Source organism: Pseudomonadota bacterium (assembly GCA_022361155.1).
GTDB lineage: Bacteria > Myxococcota_A > Polyangia > Polyangiales > JAKSBK01 > JAKSBK01.
On record JAKSBK010000112.1, the window covers coordinates 1 to 19,249 of the forward strand.

Sequence of the window (19,249 nt, forward strand, 5' to 3'; positions counted from 1 at the left end):
CATGTAGCTAATCGAGATCGACGATCAGGGCGGTGATATTGTCCCGGCCGCCGCGCTGATTGGCGAGCTGCACGAATTCCTGTACTGCGCTCCCGGGTTCCTGTTGCATGACGGCCAGCACCTCGTCGAGGCCCAGGTAGCCGTGGAGTCCATCGGAGCACAACAGGAAGCGGTCACCTGGCTCGGCCTGAAGCAGGAGGGTGTCCACCTGAACGTAATCGTTGGAGCCGACCGCGCGCGTGATCATGTTCTTGTAGGGGGAGAAGCGAGCCTGCTCCGGGGTGATATGTCCGTTTTTGATCTGATACGCGACGACGGTGTGATCCTCGGTGAGCTGCTGCACCTCGGTTCCGCGCACTCGGTATACCCGACTGTCACCCACCTGGGCCACCACAGCGGTGGGGCCTCGTACCAGCAGCGCCGACACGGTAGTGCCCATGCCTTCCCTGCTCGGATCGTAGTCGGCCATCGCACAGATCATGTAGGTGGCAGCCTGCACCGCGCTCTCCATGAGGCGCAAGCCGCGGCGGCCCACGGCGTCGGGGATCCGTCCCGGAGCCGGGGGCCGCTGCGAGAGCCCGGCCAGATCCGACCAGCCGGACTTGATCATGTTGCGAATGGTCGTGATGGCCTGGGTGCTGGCTACCTCTCCGGCCTTGTGGCCGCCCATCCCATCTGCAACGATGTACAGTCCGAGGATGTCATCCACGAGGAAGGCATCCTGGTTGTTCTTTCTTCGCCGCCCGATATCGGACAGGCCTTGCCCAACGCTTCGTACCATCGAATCCCGCCTGGCCTTGGGGCTCGTGCGAGGCCTCGCTAAACAGTACGGCCGCCGGCTCAGGGCTTGAGGGGAGGGCAGGCGTGCTAATCGCGCACGGCGGGCAAGACGGGACCGGGACGCCGGTGGCGGGACTGACCCGCGGCTGGCGGCTGCAACCATGGCGCCCCTCGCTGCGAACGTTCTGCGGCGAAGAGGCTAGGGGCCCGCGGAAGAACGACTCATCCATTTCGCCGGTTCTGACCACCGCCGGCTATGTTGCTCGTCCTCGAAGTATCCCCAATACTCCTCGTCGTCGCGCCTCGCCGGCGGCGCCCAGTCCTCGCCGAAACACACGAGTTATTCTCCCGCGGGCCCTTGGAGCCCGTCCGGATTCCGTGACCGAGCAGACCACTCTTCCCAGCGTCCAGCATCGCTATCCCGGTCTTCCGGCACTTCCCGAACATGCCCTGTACGTTCGCCGGGAGGGTGTGTTCCTGGTGCTCGCCGGCCTGTTTCTCGGGACGCTCGCGATGTTGAACATTCTCGGCATCAGCCGATTCATCGATCTGTCGTTCGATGTTCCGGGCCTGGGGCACGTTCCGGTTCCCCTCGCAGTCGGTGTGCTCCCCTATCCCGTCACTTTTCTGTGCACGGACTTCATCTGCGAAATCTACGGCCGCCGGCGTGCCAGCTTCGTGGTCATGTTGGGCGCGGGAATCAACTTGTGGGTCATGGGCATCCTGTGGCTCGGCGGCGTCCTGCCAGGGCCCCCGAACGAGCCCCACGCCGGAGCATTTTTTGCCGTGCGGGAGCTGGCGTTCGGAGCAGTCACCGCCTCGATGGTGGCATACCTTGTGTCGCAGCTCGTGGACGTACGGCTTTTCCACTTCTGGAAGCGCGTCACTCAGGGTCGCCACTTGTGGTTGCGCAATAACGGTTCTACGTTGCTCAGCCAGCTAGTGGACACCACCGCTGTCATTCTGGTGACGCACTTCTTGTCCGGTGCCCTGCCGCTTCAAGAGGATAGGGCGTTGTGGCCGCAGCTGCTGACGTTCATTGCCGCGGGATACTCATTCAAGCTTGTCGTCGCGCTATTGGACACGGTGCCGTTCTACGTGGGCGTTCACTACCTGTGCCGCTATCTTCGGCTGCCCATCGCCCATTCGTTTTCCGCGGTATCCCCAAGCAGCTAGGCTTCGGCCATGAAGCGTCCCGATTCCGACGAGCAGGCGGCTGGCTGGCTGCCGCTGCTGAGAAAGCTCGGAGCTCACAGGAGCGCGCTGTTGCATGGGCTCGGCCTGCTGCTGTTGACCAACGCGCTCGAGAAGACGATTCCGTGGCTGCTGAAGCACGCGGTGGACGACCTGGTGGCCGCGGAATTCTTGCGGGTTCAGTACTTCGCCGCGGCGGTCGTGGGCTGCGCGGTCGCGATGACGCTGGTCCGAACCAGGTCGCGAGTGCGCTTGTTCAACATCGGCAGGGACATCGAGTACGAGTTGAGAAACGACTTGCTCGGCAGACTCCATCGGCTGGGCTCATCGTTCTTTCGAAGCATGGGCACAGGCGACGTGATGAGCCGCGCCATCAACGATCTGGGGCAGGTGCGCCTCGTGTTTGGCTTCGGTCTGCTCAACCTCATCAACTCGCTGGTCGCGTATACGGTTGTGATCTCCCTGATGGCGACCATTTCGGGTGAGCTCACGCTGTACGCACTTGCCCCCTACCCATTCCTGATGCTCGCAACCGGGGCTTTTGGCCGCGCCATGTACGGACGCAGCCGTGTCGCGCAGAGCGCTCTTGGCGAGCTGTCCGAGCGCGTGCAGGAGACCCTGTCGGGGATCCGGCTGGTGCGGGTGTTCGGGCTCGAACGCGCCGAGCAGCGACGCTTTGGGCACGTCAACGAGCGCGTGCTCACCGCGAACGTACACCTGGCGAGGCTCCGGGCGTTGATGTGGCCGGTGCTGCTCGGTGTGTCGTCGCTGGCGGCGTTGGTGGTGCTCTACAGGGGCGCGAACATGTGTCTCGAGGGTCGGCTCAGCGCAGGTGAGCTCGCGGCTTTTCTGGCCTACACCGAGCAGCTCGTCTGGCCGACTCTCGGACTCGGGTACCTGCTCAGCGTGCTTCAGCGCGGGAAGTCGGCCTACGCTCGCATCCACGAGATTCTGGCGGCCGAGCCGGATGTCGTCGATGAGGCAGGGGCTGTGGACCGAACGCTGGCGGGCGACGTCGTGGTGCGAGGCCTTTGCCACTCCTTTGGGAGCAGGCGGGTCGTCGACGAGGTCGGCTTCGATGTCGCTGCTGGAGGCAAGATCGCCATTGTGGGGCAGACGGGCAGCGGAAAGAGCACCCTTGCCGCGCTGCTCGCTCGGGTGCTTCCGAGCCCGAGCGGCCGGATCTTTGTAGGCGGCACCGACATCGCTCATCTCACGCTTGCCGCCTTTCGCAGATCGGTGGGCTACGCGCAGCAGGAGCCCTTTCTATTCTCCACCACCGTCGCCAAGAACATCGGTTTCGCCCTGGACGAAGTCGACTCTTCGGGTGCCAGGCATCGCATTCACGAAGCTGCTGCGCGCGCTCGGGTTGCGTCGGACATCGAGGCGATGCCCGAGGGCTTCGAAACCGTGGTGGGAGAGCGCGGTGTCCAGCTCTCCGGGGGCCAAAAGCAGCGCATCGCGCTCGCCAGGGCGCTGCTGCTCGAGCCTCGAGTGCTGATTCTGGATGACCCGCTGAGCGCGGTGGATGCCAAGACGGAGGCTGAGATCTTGGAGGCTCTGGACGAGGCCGCGCAGGGCCGTACCGTCATCCTGGTTACTCATCGAGTCGCTGCTGCTCGCCGCGCCGATGAGATCGTGGTGCTCGAACACGGCAAGGTCGTCGAGCGGGGTACTCATGAGCAGTTGATAGGGCAGGGTGGCAGCTACAGCGCGCTGGCCGCGCGGCAGCGGCTGGAACAGGAGCTGGCCGCGCTGTGAGCCCACGGACCACGACCAGGGTTGGCGGATCCGGCTCGCGTGATGGCCCGGCCGGCACGCGGCCGGTGGACATGCTGCAGGGTCAGGAGGAGCCGGCGGGACTACGGCACTACGACTGGAATCTCGTCCGCCGTCTCGCACCGTTTGCACGCAATCAGCGCGTGCTGCTGTTGTTGGCGCTTGGCCTGTCGCCGTTGACTGCCGCTGCCGTTGCGATCCGTCCTGGACTGACCGAGCGCATCATCGATGCGGCCATCGTCGTTCGCAGCTCGGATCTGGTGCTCGCCGGTGTGCTGCAGTATTTGGTCGCGATCAGCGTTCACTTTCTGAGCCAAACCGCTCACATGTACCTCATACAGCTGGCCGGGCAACGCATGATGGCGGATCTGCGTGCCAGGGCGTTTGCTCACGCTACGCGGCTGCATCTGGGCTACTTCGACCGGACTCCCATCGGGCGGGTGCTGACTCGGATCACGAACGACATCGAAACGCTCGGCGAGTCGTTCGCCTCCGGAGCCGTCACCGTGATCACCGACGTGCTGACGATGCTGGGGATCGTCGCCATGATGTTCTATGTCGATTGGCGCTGGACGCTGGTGACGCTGATGGTCGTACCCCCCCTGGGTCTGGTGGTGCAGATGGTGCGTCGCCATGCGCGCGATGCGTTCCGCACCATTCGCGCGAGGGTGGCTCAGCTCAACGCCTTTCTTTCCGAGCAGGTCCAGGGAATAGCGGTCATTCAGGCTTTCGGGCGCGAGAGGGCCTGCGCCCGGGAATACGACAAGATCAACGTTGCCTACAAGGAGGCGAACTACAGGGCGATCAGGTTGGACGCCATGCTTCACTCGGTTGTTGAAGGCGTCTCGGCCGGGTGCCTTGCGGCTATCCTGTGGTACGCGGCTGTACGCGCGGGCTCGGTCGCGAATCCGGTCGAATACATTGGCACGGTCGTAGCCTTTTATCAGTTCATCCACCTGTTCTTCGTTCCGCTGCGAGACCTGTCGACCAAATACACGATGATCCAATCATCGCTGGCGTCGGCGGAGCGTGTAATCGGCTTTTTGGACGTTGACGAAACGGAAGCCGGCGCAGCCGGCGTGCCGGGAAGACCGGCCGAACGGGAGGAGCCGGCGCTGTGTTTTCGAAACGTGACGTTCGCCTATCGAGCCGGCGTGCCGGTCCTGCGAGACGTGAGCTTCATGCTGCGGCATGGGGAGAAGGTTGCGATCGTGGGGGCCACAGGGGCCGGTAAGAGCACGCTCGTCGCTTTGGCGCTGCGCCTGCATCAAGGGTGGCGAGGCCGGATTACGGTACAGGGCCTCGATGCAGCCCGGGCTGACCCGACGGACCTGCGATCGCGGTTTTCCGTGGTGCCTCAAGACGTGTTCCTTTTTGCGGGCAGCGTGCTCCACAACGTTGCCCTGGGGGACCCGGAGCCTGACGCGGGCGCCGTCAAGCACGCGTTGGAGCGAGTCGGGGCTCTGGATTTGATCGCTAGCCGTGAGGGTGGGCTGCACGCCCGCGTGGAAGCTCGTGGAGCCAATTTCAGTGCGGGGGAACGCCAGCTCATCGCATTCGCGCGAGCGCTCTACCGTCCGGGTTCCCTGCTCGTTCTCGACGAAGCCACAGCGAACGTGGACACCGAGACCGAGGCGCGCCTGCAGGAGGCCACGGCCACGCTGCTGCGCGGCCGAACGGCGATCATCATCGCCCACCGACTATCGACCATTCGACAGGTCGATCGGGTGCTGGTTTTCCACCATGGCCGCATCGTGGAACAGGGCAGCCATGCTGAGCTGCTACGCAAAGGCGGGGTGTACTCGCGACTGCATCGGCTCCATTTCGAGGCGCCGGCGTGAGCCGCCGAGTGGAGCATGCGTGATCCGCGGCTGGACCCCCCCCGCAGCCAGGGAACGGAGGCAGCAACCGCAGCGCTCAACAGCTGGGCGGGTCCGGCGCTCTGGCGCGCGTTGCCGGGCCGCGTTGCCGCGTCGCCGGCGGCCGGGTATACACCGGGCAGCGATCGGTGCTGTACCGTATGCAAGCGACTCGGAACGACGTTGCCAATCGGACCCGGCGCCTCGGGGCCGGTCTCGTCGCTCGGCTTGCAGCGTTGACGGCGGGGCTCACGCTGCTGCTGGCCTTCCAAGCATGCGGTGGATCCAACGACTACACGTTGGACAACGTATGCGACAAGTTTCCCGAACAGTGGTGCGCGATCCTCGAGCCGTGCTGCGAGGCCTGGTTCGACCGAGCCGAGTGCGTAGCGGAGAAACGGCGCGAGTGCCAGCTGCACGTCGAACACACGAGGGCAGAGAACCTGAACTTCAACCCCGAGCGAATCGACGCGTGCCTGGCGGGTGAACAAGATTTGTTCAGCCAGTGCGTCGTGAGCACGCTGGACATCCAGCATGAGCTTCACGACATGCGCGACTGCTTCGACATCTTCACCGGGAATCGCCCACCTGGGACACCATGCGATTTCGATGACGAGTGTCTGATGCCGCCGAACGGTTTCGCCATCTGCTCTGCGCACGACAACAACCTGTGCAAGCAGTGGATCCTGGCACAACCAGGGCAGGCGTGCGATTCCACGGGTCCATACGTGATCGTGTTCTGCGATGAAGGCCTGTACTGCGACCGGTCAGCTGGGGCCGGGGTTTGCCAGCCACAGCTACCCGTGGGTGCGCCCTGCGATCCAACCGGCGTGACCGGTCGCCAGTGCGGTCAATACGCTTACTGCGATCCGCTGGCGGTCTCCTGTGCTCCAAGGAAGCTGGGTGGCGAACCTTGCGCGTCCGCGATGTCCGGAGGAATAGGAGGCGGCAACGTCCGTGAGTGCCTCTCGAGGGATTGCGATCCCTCGACCAACCTCTGCACGCCGCCGGAAGACATCATCCTGGCGAGCGAGCGCGTCTGCCACGGCTCGGGTACTCCGCTCGATTCCCACATCCAGTGAGGGGCGGCGGGCTAGCCCCAAGATCCGAAGAATCTTGCTAGAAGCTCCTCGCCGAGGAGCTCCTCGGGGGTGCACTTCATGCCGACGTCGGGATCGCTGTTGAACCAAGTGCGCTGTCGCTTCGCGTAGCGTTTCGTCGCCTGAACGATGGCTGCCTGCATCCGTGCCAGGTCGAGCTTGCCGTCAAGGTGGAGCATGACTTGGCGGTAGCCAAGGCTACGCAGGGCAGGGCTGTCCGGACCGTAGCGTTGGGCTATCGTGCGGGCCTCCTCGATCCAGCCCCGGTCGATCATGGTGCGCGTTCGCACGCGAATTCGCTCGTTGAGGTGCGCAGTGGGCATTCCTAGCAGAACGACGGTGGCGTCGTAACGCGGCGTACCCTGGGCGTGTGCCGCTTGCAGCTCGCCAAGGGGTCTGCCGGTCTGTTCCAGTACCTCGAGGGCACGCACCACGCGTTTGCGGTCGTTGGCGTGAACGCGTGCAGCGGTCAGGGGATCGTGCAGGGCGAGTCTGCGGTGCATCGTTGCGGCTCCGAGCTCGCCCCACTTGCGCCATAGCTGCTCCCGGAGCTGCCGGTCGGCGGGCGGCAGGGCAACCAGACCGCGGAGCAGGGCCCGGATCCACAGCCCCGTGCCTCCCACCAGTACCGGGATCCTGCCGCGTGTGCCGATGGCTTGGATAGTCTCGTCCGCAAGCTTGGCAAAGCGCACCGCGTCCATGGTCTCGTTCGGGTCGAGCAGGTCGAGCATGTGGTGGGGTACGCTGTCGAGCTCTGCGGGGGTCGGCTTGGCGGAGCCGATATCCAGGCCGCGATAGATCTGAACGCTGTCGGCGCCAACGATCTCCCCGTTCAAGCGCCGGCAAATACGAACGGCCGCGGCGGTCTTTCCTGTGGCTGTCGCGCCCACCAGCGCAAGCAGTCTGGATCGTGTCGGACCCCTAGCGACCAAGGCGGTGCTCGAGCTCATCGAAAGCGATCTTGAACACGATGGGCCGGCCATGCGGACAATAGCCGGCGAAGTCGTCCACCTGGTCGAGGTTGGCGAGCAGGGCCTGACATTCCTGCCGCGACAGGCTGTCGCCACCGCGGATGGCACCATGACACGCCATGGTCGCGAGCGCCTTGTCCACAGAATCGGAGAAGGCCCGCTCCCCGCTGCGCGCGAGCTGGTCCAGCACGTCGCGTACCAGGCGCGCGGGCGAGACGCGACCCATCAGCGCCGGCACCGAGCGCACTGCCACGGTGGTTGCCCCGATCACACTGCATTCGAGTCCCATGCGCTCCAAAGCCTCGGGCTGCTCATCGACCAGCTGGATGTGCGTCGCGAGACACTCGATTCGCTCGGGAAAGAGCAGCTGCTGGCGCTTCACGCTTCGTTGCTGGTAGTCGTTCTTGATGCTGTGGAAGCGCACGCGCTCATCGGCCGCATGCTGGTCCAAGATGTAGAGCGCATGCCTGCCCTCGCAAAGGATGAACATGCGGCGCACCTGTCCTACCGCCCGCAGGGAGCCGAACAGTCCGGGCTCGGGCAACAGCGAACCGGCACTGGGGGAGCGAACCGCGCTCGGTTGGGGCGCTGCCTCGCGTCCCGGATAACCGGGAAAAAGCCCCCAAGGATCGGGTTGGTCGGGGATACCGGTGGCGCCAGCCGCTGCAGGTCCTGGTTCGCCAGGTCCTGGTTCGCCAGGGCTTGGTTTGCCAGGGCTTGGTTTGCCAGGGCTTGGTTCGCCAGGTCCTGGCTCGCCAGGGCTTGGCTCGAAAGAGCTGGGTCCGACGCGTGCGGGCTCGCCGTTGGCTGCGCGGTCCGGCCCGGACCGGGGATCCTTGCGGTCGTCCCAGCGTAGGCCGGGCGCCCGAGACGCGGAGGCCGGCTGCGAAGCGTCGTGCTTGCGCGACGCGAGGCGTCCGCTCCAGTAGTCGGGCGAGCGGAAACTCGGTCCGCTCCAGGGCTGGGTGCCAAGCTCCTTGGCGAGTCCACGCGTGATGGCTTCGAGCACGGCTTGCGCTCGAGCGAAGCGCACCTCGGCCTTCTGCGGATGCACGTTGACATCTATGTCGTGCGGGTCGAGCTCGAGCTGCACGACGCCGGCGGGGTAACGTCCGCGTGGCAGCACACTCCCGTACGCGAACGCCACGGCACGCGCCAGCGCGGGGCTGCGCACGGGACGCTGGTTGACCAGCAGGTACAGCCCGGCGGCGCCGCTGCGGGCGCGCTCGGGGGGGCCCAGGGCTGCCGACAGCTTGATCCCTTCGCGCTCCCACGCAATGGAACTGAGGTCGGTTTCGGCCAGAACACGGGCGGCTCGCGCGAACATGTCGTGGTCCGGCAACAGCTCCAGCACGCGCCTGCCATCCCGCAAGAGCACCAACCGCATTTTCGGAAAGCCAAGCGCGACGCGCAGGCACACGTCGGTGATGTGCGCCGATTCCGTGCCCTTTTTCTTGAGGAACTTGCGTCGAGCAGGGACGTTGTAGAACAGATCGCGGACCTCGACCGAGGTACCTGGCGCGCAGCCGGCCTCGCGCACGCTAGGCGGGTCGCCGCCATCGATGCGCACTTCGGTGCCCGCGACTGCGCTTTTGGTGCGCGACCTGAGCGTGAAGCGGCAAACCGATGCGATGGAGGGCAGCGCCTCGCCCCGGAATCCCAAGGTCCGGATCGCACCGAGCTCCTCCTTGCTGGCCAGTTTGCTCGTGGCGTGTCGTTGAACACACAGCTCGGCGTCGCTGCTCGACATGCCCACACCATCGTCGGTCACGCGCACGAGAACCACACCCCCGCCCTCGCATTCAACGGTCACATTGCCGGCACCGGCGTCGAGCGCGTTTTCGACCAGCTCCTTCACTACGCTGGCCGGACGTTCCACGACTTCACCTGCCGCGATCTGGTCCGCCAGCGCGCGGTCGAGGACGCGGATGCAGCCGGTCACACGGCCAGGCTAGCTCAGGGGCAGGGGAGCGCGCAATCGCTCGGCTCTGTAAGGGCCTGAAGTCACGAAAGAAAGCAGGTGTCCGGTCTCACCCCCCAAGTTCCCCGGCTACCACCGTACTAAAGATCGGGCGCGGGGCGGCTCACCCATGAAGGTCTGTCCTAGCTGCCAGAGCGAGTTCGAATACGGTGACTTCTGTGCCAACGACGGAGGTCGGCTCATCACCCCGTCCATGGTGCCTGCGGCTCTGGAGAACCCGCACGATCACTTGATCGGCGTCACGTTGTCCGACCGCTACAAGGTACTGCGGAGGATCGGCGAAGGCGGCATGGGATTCGTCTACGAGGCCGAGCACGTGATGATCGACAAGCGCGTGGCGCTCAAGGTGTTACGCGCGGAGCTATCGAGCCGTTCGGAGCTGGTGGAGCGTTTCCGGCGGGAGGCCAAGAGCGCTTCCAAGATCGGGCACGCCCACATCGTGGACGTCTCCGACTTCGGAGAAACACCTGGCGGGGAGATCTACTTCGTGATGGAGCTTCTCGACGGTGAAGATCTGGCCGATGTCCTCACCCGCGAAGCCAGCTTGGCTCCCGCGCGGGCGGTGCGCATCGTGGCCCAGTGCTGCGGCGCGCTCGGAGCCGCGCACGCCAAGGGTATCGTCCATCGGGACATGAAGCCGGAGAACGTGTTTCTTGCGCGTCGCGACCAGCTGCCCGACTTCGTGAAGATCGTGGATTTCGGTATCGCCAAGATGACCGACTTCGGGGGAGCGAACGGGAAACGCAGGCTCACCAGGACCAGTTTGATGTTCGGAACTCCCGAATACATGTCGCCCGAACAGGCGGCGGGTAGCCAGCTGGACCAGCGCGTGGATGTCTACGCGCTCGGTGTGATCCTGTACGAGCTGCTAGCCGGTCAGACGCCTTTTCAAGGCGACGACTTCTTCGGCGTGCTCACTCAGCACCTGCACGGCGACGTTTCGCCCCTGGAGCTGGTCAACCCGGAGCTTCGGATCAGTGAGCAGCTACGGTCAGTGGTTTGCAAGGCGCTCGCCAAAAACCCGGACGAGCGCTTCCAGACCATGCACGAGATGGGTCATCAGCTGGCTCAGGCGCCGGAGTGGGGGGATGGGGCATGGGCCAAGACGATGCCCGGCGGGCCGGTGAATTTCGAGCGCGCTACCGGTGTGTCTGCCGCTGCCGGGATGGCGGCGACCGCAGTCGCTCCGGAGGCTGGCGCCAGCGTGGCGCGGGCGCCCAGTGCACCCACGTCGCGTTCCGGGTTGCGAGCCGCTGCGGCAGGGCTCGCCGTAGCAGGTCTAGCGGCTGCAGCGGTCTTGGCCGGCATGCAAACCGATCCGGACACGACCGAGCCCATGGGCGGCAACCATGCTGGCGCGCCTGCCGGCTCCGCGGGGGAATCGGGATCGGCCGGGTTGGTGCAGATACGGGTGCGGACCCGACCAGCCGGCGCCAGGATCAGCGTGACCGGGCGCGGTGAGGTCTGTGAGAGCATGCCCTGCGCGTTCCAAACGCCGAAGGGGAAGCCCGTGACGCTGACGGCGCACCGTCAAGGCGGGGGCGCCGTGACCAAGTCGGTCACGCCCACCGAGCCGATGACCGTTGAGCTGAGGCTGGCGCATCCCACCCGCGATGGGGCGCTGCGAGCCGACAAGCCGGCGCACGGGTTGGCCAGGCCGGAGCAAAAAGAGGCAAGATAGCCTCTGGGCGGCCGCAAGGCGCCGGATAGCTTCATGTAGGGTTGACGCAGCAGGGTGGTTGGATAGCCTGCCACCCACATGGGCACCGCTGCGCGCGCGATCTCGGCCAAAACCAGGCAGGACCTGGAATGGGGGCGGATCGAGCGAGCGGTAGCGGACCGACGCCGGGGGCCGACCGCAAGCGCGTTGCGTCTCGAGTTCGCGCAGGGCTTCGAGGCTACTCGGATTGCCCAGGAGGAAACCGCCGAGGCCATGCAGCTGCCCGCTGGTGGCGAACCCCTGCCGCTCGATGACCTTCGGGACGCAAAACCCCACCTGCAAAGGCTGCGGCGCTTCGGAATGCTGGATGGTCACGCGCTTTGCGATGTGCTGCAAGCATTGAGGGGCGGTCGGGTGCTCGACCAGTTCTTGCGGGAACGCGGGGCGCGCGTGCCCCGGTTGCGGGCCGCGTGCAGCTACGATCCTGCGCTGCGCGAGCTGGAGCGTGAGCTCGCCTTCGCACTCGAGAGCGACGGCATGCTCAGGGACCAGGCGAGCCCGGCGCTGCGCGATCTGCGCCGGGAGGTCGGCAATCTCAGAGCACGCATCGTGGGCCGACTCGATGAGTTGGTGCGCCAGCACACGGCCCTGCTTCAGGACAGCTTCCACACCGTGCGCGAAGGCCGGTACGTGGTGCCTGTGCGAAGGGATGCGCACGACAGGTTACCCGGGATCGTGCACGCGACAAGCAGCAGCGGCGCCACGGTGTTCATCGAGCCCAGGTCCATCGTGCCGCAGGCCAACCGCCTGAAGATAGCCGAGGGGGAACTGCGTTGCGAGGAAACCCGGATACTCGCCGAGTTGTCGGATCGGGTTCGGGAGCAGGTGCACTCGCTCGGTAGCGTCTGCGAGGCCCTGGCGCATGCGGATCTGCGGAGCGCTTCGGCCGTCCTGGGCCGGGATCTGCAGGCGCATCCGCCCCAGCTCGTGGCTGACGCGCGGATGCGCCTGGATGCCGCACGAAGTCCTTTGCTCCTGCTCGAGGGGGGCGCAGTGGTGGCCATGGATCTGGCGGCCGAGACGGGGCGCTCGCTTGTGATCTCCGGGCCGAACGCGGGTGGCAAGACCGTGGCGCTCAAGACCCTGGGGCTCTCGGCACTGATGGTGCGCGCCGGGTTGCCGCTGCCGGCCGGACCGAACAGCGTGTGCGGCTACTTCGACAGCGTGTTGACCGATGTCGGAGACGAGCAGTCCACGCTCAAGAACCTCTCGAGCTTCTCGGCCCACATCAAGAACCTGTCGCTGATCATGGAGCAGGCAGACCAGAGCAGCCTCGTCCTGTTGGACGAGCTGGCTGGCAGCACCGACCCTCAGGAAGGCGCGGCCCTCGCGTGCGCGGTGGTCAACCGCTTGTGCGATGTCCGGGCTGCCAGCGCCGTCACGACGCACTACGAGGCGCTCAAGGCCATGGCCCTGAAGGCAGAGCGTGTGCGCAACGCGTCCGTCGGGTTTGACGTTGCCCAGATGACTCCCACCTTCGAGCTGCTGCTCGACGTACCCGGCGCATCCAGTGCCCTCGCAGTGGCTGCGCGCTTCGGTATTCCGGCGCAGGTGATCGAAGACGCGCGACGCCTGCTGCCGGAGCAGTCCAAGCAGTTCGACCAGCTGGTTCGCAGACTCACCGAGCAGACCGACCTCGCGCGCCGGGAGCGTTCCGAAGCCGCACGCCACAAAGGCGAGCTCGAAATGATGCGGGTCGACCTCGAGCAACGCCTGGCGCGGGTGAAAGCCCAAAGTCGTGCCGGGCTGACCGCGGAGGCTCAACGCCTGATGGAAGAACTGCAGGCGGCTCGTCGCAGCATCGATCAGGCGCGCAGCGAGCTTCGGCGCGAGGCCCGGTCCGCTGCCTCCGTTCGGCAGGCGGGCGAGAGGCTGGACGCAGTGGCGCGCAGAGTCGCGCTGGGTGGTGACCTCGATCCGGGTGAGATCGTTCACGCCGCGCCCGATAGCGAACGGCCGGCTGCAGCGGTACAGGCCCTTCAGCTGGGTGCCCGAGTCTATGTCAAGCGACTGCGAGCTCAGGGCCGGATAGTTGGTCTTGCGGCCAAGGGCCGCGCGAAGGTCGCGATCGGATCGCTGCAGCTTTGGGTCGACGAAAACGAAATCAAGTAGTCGAAGCGGAGATCGTGAGGCGAGCACAGAGAGCCAACGGCGATGCGGTGCAACGGGGTCCCGCCCTGTCTCGGTCCGGGTTGCCACGGTGATGAGGATCGCTTTCGGGGTTTTCGCGCTGCTTGCAGCTTGTGAGGCATGCGCCGTCTGTTGCGTCGCGTCCATCGCCTTGGCGCAGTTTCACCGGCCAACCGATCCGGTCTGGACGCCGCCCGGCGTGCTGGCTTTGCGAGACGACGCCATGGCCATGGATGTCAACCCCGCATCGCTCGCGCAGCTGCCCTCCTACAGCCTCGCGTACCTGCACGCCCGATCCAGCGATCCGGGGTGGCCGGCGGGTGGCGACGCCTTCTTCGCAGCGAGCCCGCTTGCGTTCGGTGTTGCCTCGGGCCTGTCGCTGCAAGACGTGAGACCCGCCACGGGCGCGTTCGGGATCCCGCATCGGATGCTGTCCTGGACGCTTGCGTTCGCCCAGTCTGCACGGCTTGCCTTTGGAGGGAGCCTGCATTGGCTCGCGTCCCCCGACCCGAGGGTGGATGGGCTCACGAGTCTGGATTTGGGGCTGGCCTGGCAGCCGGCAGCGGCCTTGGGTTTTTCGCTTGCTGGACGCGACTTGCTGGTATCGCGCGGCGGCGCAGGCTACCAGCTCGACCTGGGTCCATCGCTGGTGGGTTCCGTCACACTCCACCCTCTTGGCATGGGTCCCCTGGCGTTTGACCTCGCGCTGGCGCTGGATCGTTCGGCCAACGCCGGCGCGCGTCTGGCAACCCAGCTGCGGGTTCCCTGGGTGGGTGCGGCTTCGCTCGCGCTGGAGGCAGAGCGGATAGGTTCCTCTGGAACCACCGTACGTGCACTCGCAGGGCTGACGGTCAACTGGGGCAGCAGTTCGGCGGGTGCAGCGCTGGCAGGAGACGCACAGGACAGGCGCGTACGCGCGGCGCTGGTCGCTTTGCGTCTCGAGGGCAGCGCCCGCGCGGGGATTCCCGGCCGCAACGTGGCGCTCAACATCGAGATCGCGGGTAGCGTTGGTCCGCGGCGTCTGATTGCGATCGCGCTGCAACTGGACCGCGCGCTGCACGACGAGCGCGTTGCCGGCGTGTTGCTGCGGATGCGCGGAACGGATCTCGGCCTCGCGTACGCGCAGGAGCTGCGATTACAGATCGAGGCGCTGCGTAAGGCTGGCAAACCCGTGGTCTGCCACCTCGAGCTGGCTTCCGGCAGCGAATACTATGCCTGCGCCGGCGCCACCCACGTGGCGCTGGACCCGGCGGGGGGCGTGCGTTTGCTCGGGCCCTCCCTGAAGGTCTTGTTGCTCGGCGACATGCTTCGCAAGCTCGGCGTGCGTGCGGACTTCGTGCGCATCGGCAAGTACAAGGCAGCGCCCGAACAGCTCATGAGCTCCCGGCTGTCCGAGCCGGCGCGCGAACAGAGCCAAGCGCTGCTCGACGACCTGTATGGCATGCTGGTGCGAGACCTGTCGCAGAATCTAAGGCGCAGCGAAGCGGCGGTGCGGGCGCTGATCGACGAAGGGCCGTACCTCGCGACGGCCGCGAGGCAGCGCCGGCTCGTGGCGCACGAGCTCGACGAGCTCGCCCTGAACGAGCCGCTGAAGAAGTTCCTGGGCGAGCTGCCGCTGCTGGCCAAGCTGCCCGCCAGGGACGGTGCAGCGCGCCGCTTCGCGCGGCGGGTCGCCGTCGTGGTCGTGGACCATTCCATCGCGGACGGCGAGAACCGGGACGTGCCTTTGGTTGACATTCACGTCACCGGCGGCCGCACGGTAGCGCAAACACTCGAAGCCCTCGCAGCCGATGCCGGCGTGGCGGCGATCGTCTTGCGCGTGGATTCGCCCGGTGGTGCCGTGCTGGCGTCCGATCAGATTTGGCGCGCGATTCGCAGAGCCCGCAAGCGCAAGCCGCTGATCGCCTCGATGGGCGCACTCGCCGCCAGCGGTGGCTACTACGTGGCCTCCGCAGCCGATGAGATCTGGGCGGATCCCGCTAGCGTGACAGGCTCGATCGGCATCTTCTACGGCAAAGTCGACGTGGCCGAGCTCGCCGGCCGGCTCGGCATCGGGGTCGAGCACATGCGTCGTGGGCGGCGCGCCGGCGCTCAATCCCTCTACAGACCCTTCACGCCGGATGAACGGGCGGCGCTCAGCGCACAGGTGCGACTCTACTACGAGCGCTTCCTCGAGCGAGTGGCCAAGGGCCGCAAGCGGACCCGAGACGAAATCGACGCGCTCGCGCGCGGTCGCGTCTGGTCGGGCAAGGCCGCGCTGGCGCAAGGTCTGGTAGATCGGCTCGGAGGTTTCGCCTCGGCGCTGGCGCGCGCCAGGCAACTGACTGGACTGGCGGCCGACGCGCCGGTCGTCGTGCTTCCCGAGCGCAAGCTGAACCTAACGGACCATTTGCTCGGGCAGTGGGCAGCGCGGGTCCAAGCTGCGCCGGCCTCTGGACAAGCGCCCGCGGCGCGCGGCGCGCCCGGCCTCGCCTCCGAGCTCGTGCCGAGAGAGCTACGCGCTGCGCTCGAGCTCGCGCTCGTGTTGCGCGGCGCACAAACCGGGGCGGCGCTTGCCCGCATGCCCTACGTCGTGCACATCGCGCCGTGAGCCGAAACGGATGGGCGTGGCTTCCGCATGGCGATGTCCCGCATCGGCTGCATCTGCGAGCATCATCCAGCCGGCGGTGTCTACGAATACAGCCCTTACGACTCGCGGTACAGCAAACGGTCGTGGTCGGTGGCGGTCAGCCCGTCGCTCGAACGCCCAACGGGCTCGGCCTCAAACAGGGTGTCCTCCTCTACGGGCACCATGGCACGCTCCTGGTCGGTCGTGGTTTCGAGGTTGAGTTTTGTCGGTCACCTGCTCTTGCGCTGGATTCTACGGGTTCTGCCTACCCCTCGCCATCCAGGGTCTCGATCCGCAAGCTCGAAAAGCGATTGAAATCGCGATCGTTGGTGACCAGTGTGCGGGCCCCGTGTTCGAGGCAAAGTGCGGCGATCTGAGCGTCGTAGACGAGATTGCCGCTCGCCCCACTCTCTTTGATGGTCTGCTCCAGGAGTGGGACGAAGCGGTTACCGGGACTCAGGAGACGAACCGAGGGGCTGGCAAGCAGAGCGCCTATCTGTTTGAGGGCCTGTGGGGCAGGCGTGGGGGGGTCGAAGAGGCGCGCATGCGACACGACGCGCACGAACTCGCCCACACAGAAGATCGGAAGCGCCCACGCCTCGTGCCCCTCGGCCAGAGCTCGGAGCCGCGCGAGGGCGACGGTGTGCAACGGCATTTCTCGTCGATCGGCGTACACAAGAACATTGGTGTCAACCGCCTTCATCGTCGTCCTTCCATGGTCTCGTAGAGCGCGTCCCGGTCCGCGATGTCGACCCCTCCCAGAAAGCGTCCTCGGCGGGGCCTCCAAGCGAGCCGAAACGGCTTGCCCGTTCGCACAGGCGGAGCGAACGCGGCTGCCAGCGCTTGCTCGATTACCGCCGTAAGCGTGGTGCCTTGCTCGCCGGCCCTCCGTCGCGCTTCGGCCAGCAGAGCATCATCCAGGTCCAGCGTGGTTCGCATGCCTAGACACATACCATGAATGCATATATATGCAATCCGGCATCCTGCACGTCGGTCTTGACAGCCCGCTGAGCCACGGCGGGACTCGACATGGACACAGCCGGTCCTCGCCGGGCCTGGGGCCAGCTCCGGAACCCGGACCGAACTCGTGGTCCGTGGTACTGGTGCTGCTGGTGCTTCGGCGGGCGGTGCTGAGGTGACAAGCTGTTTGGACCCGACTTGCGGCCGGAAGCTGTTCCGGGTGTTTCCTTGCAAATTGAATTGCATGTATTCAAAATACAAGGATGATACCTCGCCGTGCCTTCAGGACGGTCCAAGCGGCGCTCGGCCGTCAAGCCGCTGTGGCGCTGATCGGTCCCCGCCAGGTTGGAAAGACGACGTTGGCCATCGAGATCGCCGATCACCACAACGCGCTGTATCTCGATCTCGAGAGCACTGCGGACCGCAACAAGCTGACCGATGCGGCGCTTTTCTTGCGCCCGTACGAAGACCGGCTCGTGATCCTGGATGAGATCCACCGTGCGCCGGAACTGTTTCGCGAGCTGCGCGGTCTGATCGATCAGGGCAGGCGTCGTGGTCGACGTCACGGGCGTTTCCTCATCCTGGGTTCGGCGTCGATCGACCTACTGCGCCAATCCGGCGAAAGCCTGGCAGGGCGAATCGCCTACGTCGATCTGGGCCCGTTCGACGTTTTGGAAGCGGCGCCGGACGAAAACGCCCGAAGGCGCCTTTGGCTGCGAGGTGGCTTCCCCGACGCCTTTCTGGCCCGCAGCGATCGAGAAAGTCTGGCCATCCGTACCGATTTCGTCCGTACCTATTTGGAGCGCGATGTGCCCCAGCTCGGACCGCGCATTCCCGCGCAAACCTTGGAGCGACTGTGGACCATGCTGGCGCATGGACAGGGCACGCTGCTCAACGCCTCGCGCTTGGCCGCGAGCCTGTCGCTGAGCGCACCGACCGTGACGCGCTACATCGATCTGCTGGCCGACCTGTTGCTCGTTCGGCGCTTGCCGCCCTTTCATGCCAACACAGGCAAGCGTCTCGTCAAGTCACCCAAAGTCTATGTGCGCGATAGCGGTATGCTGCATGCCTTGCTCGGCATTGTCGGGCACCAGGACCTGGCCGGCCACCCGGTCATCGGGGCAAGCTGGGAGGGATTCGTCATCGAAAACTTGTTGTCCAGTGCCCCACCCCGAACGCGGTGCGCCTTCTACCGCACCGCAGCCGGCGCCGAGATCGACCTTGTTTTAGAGCTCGCCAGCCGAAAGCGCTGGACCATCGAGATCAAACACGGCCTCACGCCCCGCCTAAGCAAAGGATTCCACCTTGCCTGCGCGGACATCAAGCCCCATAGGTCCTTCGTGCTGTACTCCGGTGAGGAGCGCTATCCCCTCGGCAGCCGCGTGGAGGCCATCGGCATCAAAGAGATGAGCGCAACCCTGGCCGCTATGACGTGAATAGGATCCGCGGCTGCCTCGACGAGGCTCTCCTGCGCGCCACAAACGACAAGCTCGAGGACGGCACGGTTCTGCGGTATGTTCTGGAGGAAGCCGATGCTTCACCCGAGCTGGTCGAGACCTTCGTAGTCGAGGAGCTCGGGGACGAGGCCCGCGAGGTATACATGACTGCAGCGCAACGCATTCGCGAACAAGGCAAGGCCGAGGGTAGGGCCGAGGGCAAGGCCGAGGGCAAGGCCGAAGGTAGGGCCGAGGCCATGCCGAGGGCAAGGCGGAGCTTGTGGCTCGTCTGTTGCAGTTGCGCTTTGGCGAGCTCCCGCAGAGCGTGCAGGATCGGCTCGCCAGCGCGACCGTAGAGCAACTCGACACCTGGGCCGAGCGCGTGCTCACGGCACCGAGCCTGGACAGCGTCTTCGAGTAGCGGCGAGGCCGGCGGGGGCTCGGATCTCGGCGGCTGACGAGCAGCGACAGCGCTTGAGGACGCAAGCGATCGAATGCGATCTTGTGAAGAAGCGGAAGCTAGGTCCGTCCCTGAATCGCGCATGCGGATCTGATCACAGGTGCTTGCGGAATTCCGATTCGTCCAGCCCGAAACATGCGCAAAGGCCCGCCACATAGACATCGTCGATCTCTTGCTTCAGTCCATTGTGTGCTGGCACCGTGTAGGCCTTGCCCGAGGTGTCGACGAACTTCCAATGAGAACCCTTCTTTGGCTTCTTGAGCTCCAGCCC

General features: G+C 65.8%; 14 protein-coding genes. 9 read left to right on the forward strand and 5 right to left on the reverse strand.

What is annotated here, in order from left to right:
• Window positions 1-7: 7 nt before the first annotated feature.
• Complete coding sequence (locus MJD61_03945) at window positions 8-781, reverse strand: protein phosphatase 2C domain-containing protein (GenBank protein ID MCG8554429.1); 774 nt, start codon at window positions 779-781, stop codon at window positions 8-10.
• A gap of 377 nt (window positions 782-1,158) precedes the next feature.
• On the opposite strand from MJD61_03945, the gene MJD61_03950 reads away from it, so the two are divergent.
• The 4 genes from MJD61_03950 to MJD61_03965 all read left to right on the forward strand — a co-directional run bounded on the left by MJD61_03950 (window position 1,159) and on the right by MJD61_03965 (window position 6,694).
• Complete coding sequence (locus tag MJD61_03950) at window positions 1,159-1,956, forward strand: queuosine precursor transporter (GenBank protein ID MCG8554430.1); 798 nt, start codon at window positions 1,159-1,161, stop codon at window positions 1,954-1,956.
• Between the two features lie 9 nt (window positions 1,957-1,965).
• A complete protein-coding gene (locus MJD61_03955; protein ID MCG8554431.1) occupies window positions 1,966-3,735 on the forward strand; it encodes an ABC transporter ATP-binding protein/permease in 1,770 nt (589 codons plus the stop codon).
• On the forward strand, window positions 3,732-5,594 hold the full coding sequence (locus MJD61_03960) for an ABC transporter ATP-binding protein/permease (GenBank protein MCG8554432.1): 1,863 nt from the start codon (window positions 3,732-3,734) through the stop codon (window positions 5,592-5,594). The genes MJD61_03955 and MJD61_03960 overlap by 4 nt, the downstream gene beginning before the upstream one ends.
• Before the next feature lie 179 nt (window positions 5,595-5,773).
• Complete coding sequence (locus tag MJD61_03965; GenBank protein MCG8554433.1) at window positions 5,774-6,694, forward strand: hypothetical protein; 921 nt, start codon at window positions 5,774-5,776, stop codon at window positions 6,692-6,694.
• A gap of 11 nt (window positions 6,695-6,705) precedes the next feature.
• On the opposite strand, the gene miaA is transcribed toward MJD61_03965, so the two are convergent.
• Both miaA and mutL read right to left on the reverse strand, forming a co-directional pair.
• Complete coding sequence (miaA, locus tag MJD61_03970; protein MCG8554434.1) at window positions 6,706-7,662, reverse strand: tRNA (adenosine(37)-N6)-dimethylallyltransferase MiaA; 957 nt, start codon at window positions 7,660-7,662, stop codon at window positions 6,706-6,708.
• Window positions 7,634-9,625, reverse strand: coding sequence for a DNA mismatch repair endonuclease MutL (gene mutL, locus MJD61_03975; protein ID MCG8554435.1), 1,992 nt, complete (start codon window positions 9,623-9,625; stop codon window positions 7,634-7,636). The genes miaA and mutL overlap by 29 nt, the downstream gene beginning before the upstream one ends.
• Window positions 9,626-9,773: 148 nt before the next feature.
• On the opposite strand from mutL, the gene MJD61_03980 reads away from it, so the two are divergent.
• The 3 genes from MJD61_03980 (at window position 9,774) to sppA (ending at window position 16,104) form a co-directional block, all read left to right on the forward strand.
• Entirely contained in the window at window positions 9,774-11,345 is a 1,572-nt protein-coding gene (locus MJD61_03980) for a serine/threonine protein kinase (protein ID MCG8554436.1), read from the forward strand.
• A 78-nt stretch (window positions 11,346-11,423) separates the two neighbouring features.
• On the forward strand, window positions 11,424-13,496 hold the full coding sequence (locus tag MJD61_03985; protein MCG8554437.1) for an endonuclease MutS2: 2,073 nt from the start codon (window positions 11,424-11,426) through the stop codon (window positions 13,494-13,496).
• Between the two features lie 91 nt (window positions 13,497-13,587).
• On the forward strand, window positions 13,588-16,104 hold the full coding sequence (gene sppA / locus MJD61_03990) for a signal peptide peptidase SppA (protein ID MCG8554438.1): 2,517 nt from the start codon (window positions 13,588-13,590) through the stop codon (window positions 16,102-16,104).
• A gap of 283 nt (window positions 16,105-16,387) precedes the next feature.
• Here sppA and MJD61_03995 read toward each other — a convergent pair whose 3' ends face one another.
• Both MJD61_03995 and MJD61_04000 read right to left on the reverse strand, forming a co-directional pair.
• Complete coding sequence (locus MJD61_03995) at window positions 16,388-16,825, reverse strand: PIN domain-containing protein (GenBank protein MCG8554439.1); 438 nt, start codon at window positions 16,823-16,825, stop codon at window positions 16,388-16,390.
• A complete protein-coding gene (locus MJD61_04000; protein ID MCG8554440.1) occupies window positions 16,822-17,061 on the reverse strand; it encodes a type II toxin-antitoxin system VapB family antitoxin in 240 nt (79 codons plus the stop codon). The genes MJD61_03995 and MJD61_04000 overlap by 4 nt, the downstream gene beginning before the upstream one ends.
• A gap of 284 nt (window positions 17,062-17,345) precedes the next feature.
• On the opposite strand from MJD61_04000, the gene MJD61_04005 reads away from it, so the two are divergent.
• Window positions 17,346-18,518 carry an ATP-binding protein gene (locus MJD61_04005; protein ID MCG8554441.1) on the forward strand — a complete coding sequence of 391 codons (1,173 nt, stop codon included), beginning with the start codon at window positions 17,346-17,348 and terminating at the stop codon, window positions 18,516-18,518.
• Complete coding sequence (locus tag MJD61_04010; protein ID MCG8554442.1) at window positions 18,515-18,874, forward strand: hypothetical protein; 360 nt, start codon at window positions 18,515-18,517, stop codon at window positions 18,872-18,874. Before MJD61_04005 ends, MJD61_04010 begins: the two co-directional genes overlap by 4 nt.
• The last annotated feature ends 375 nt before the right edge of the window (window positions 18,875-19,249 follow it).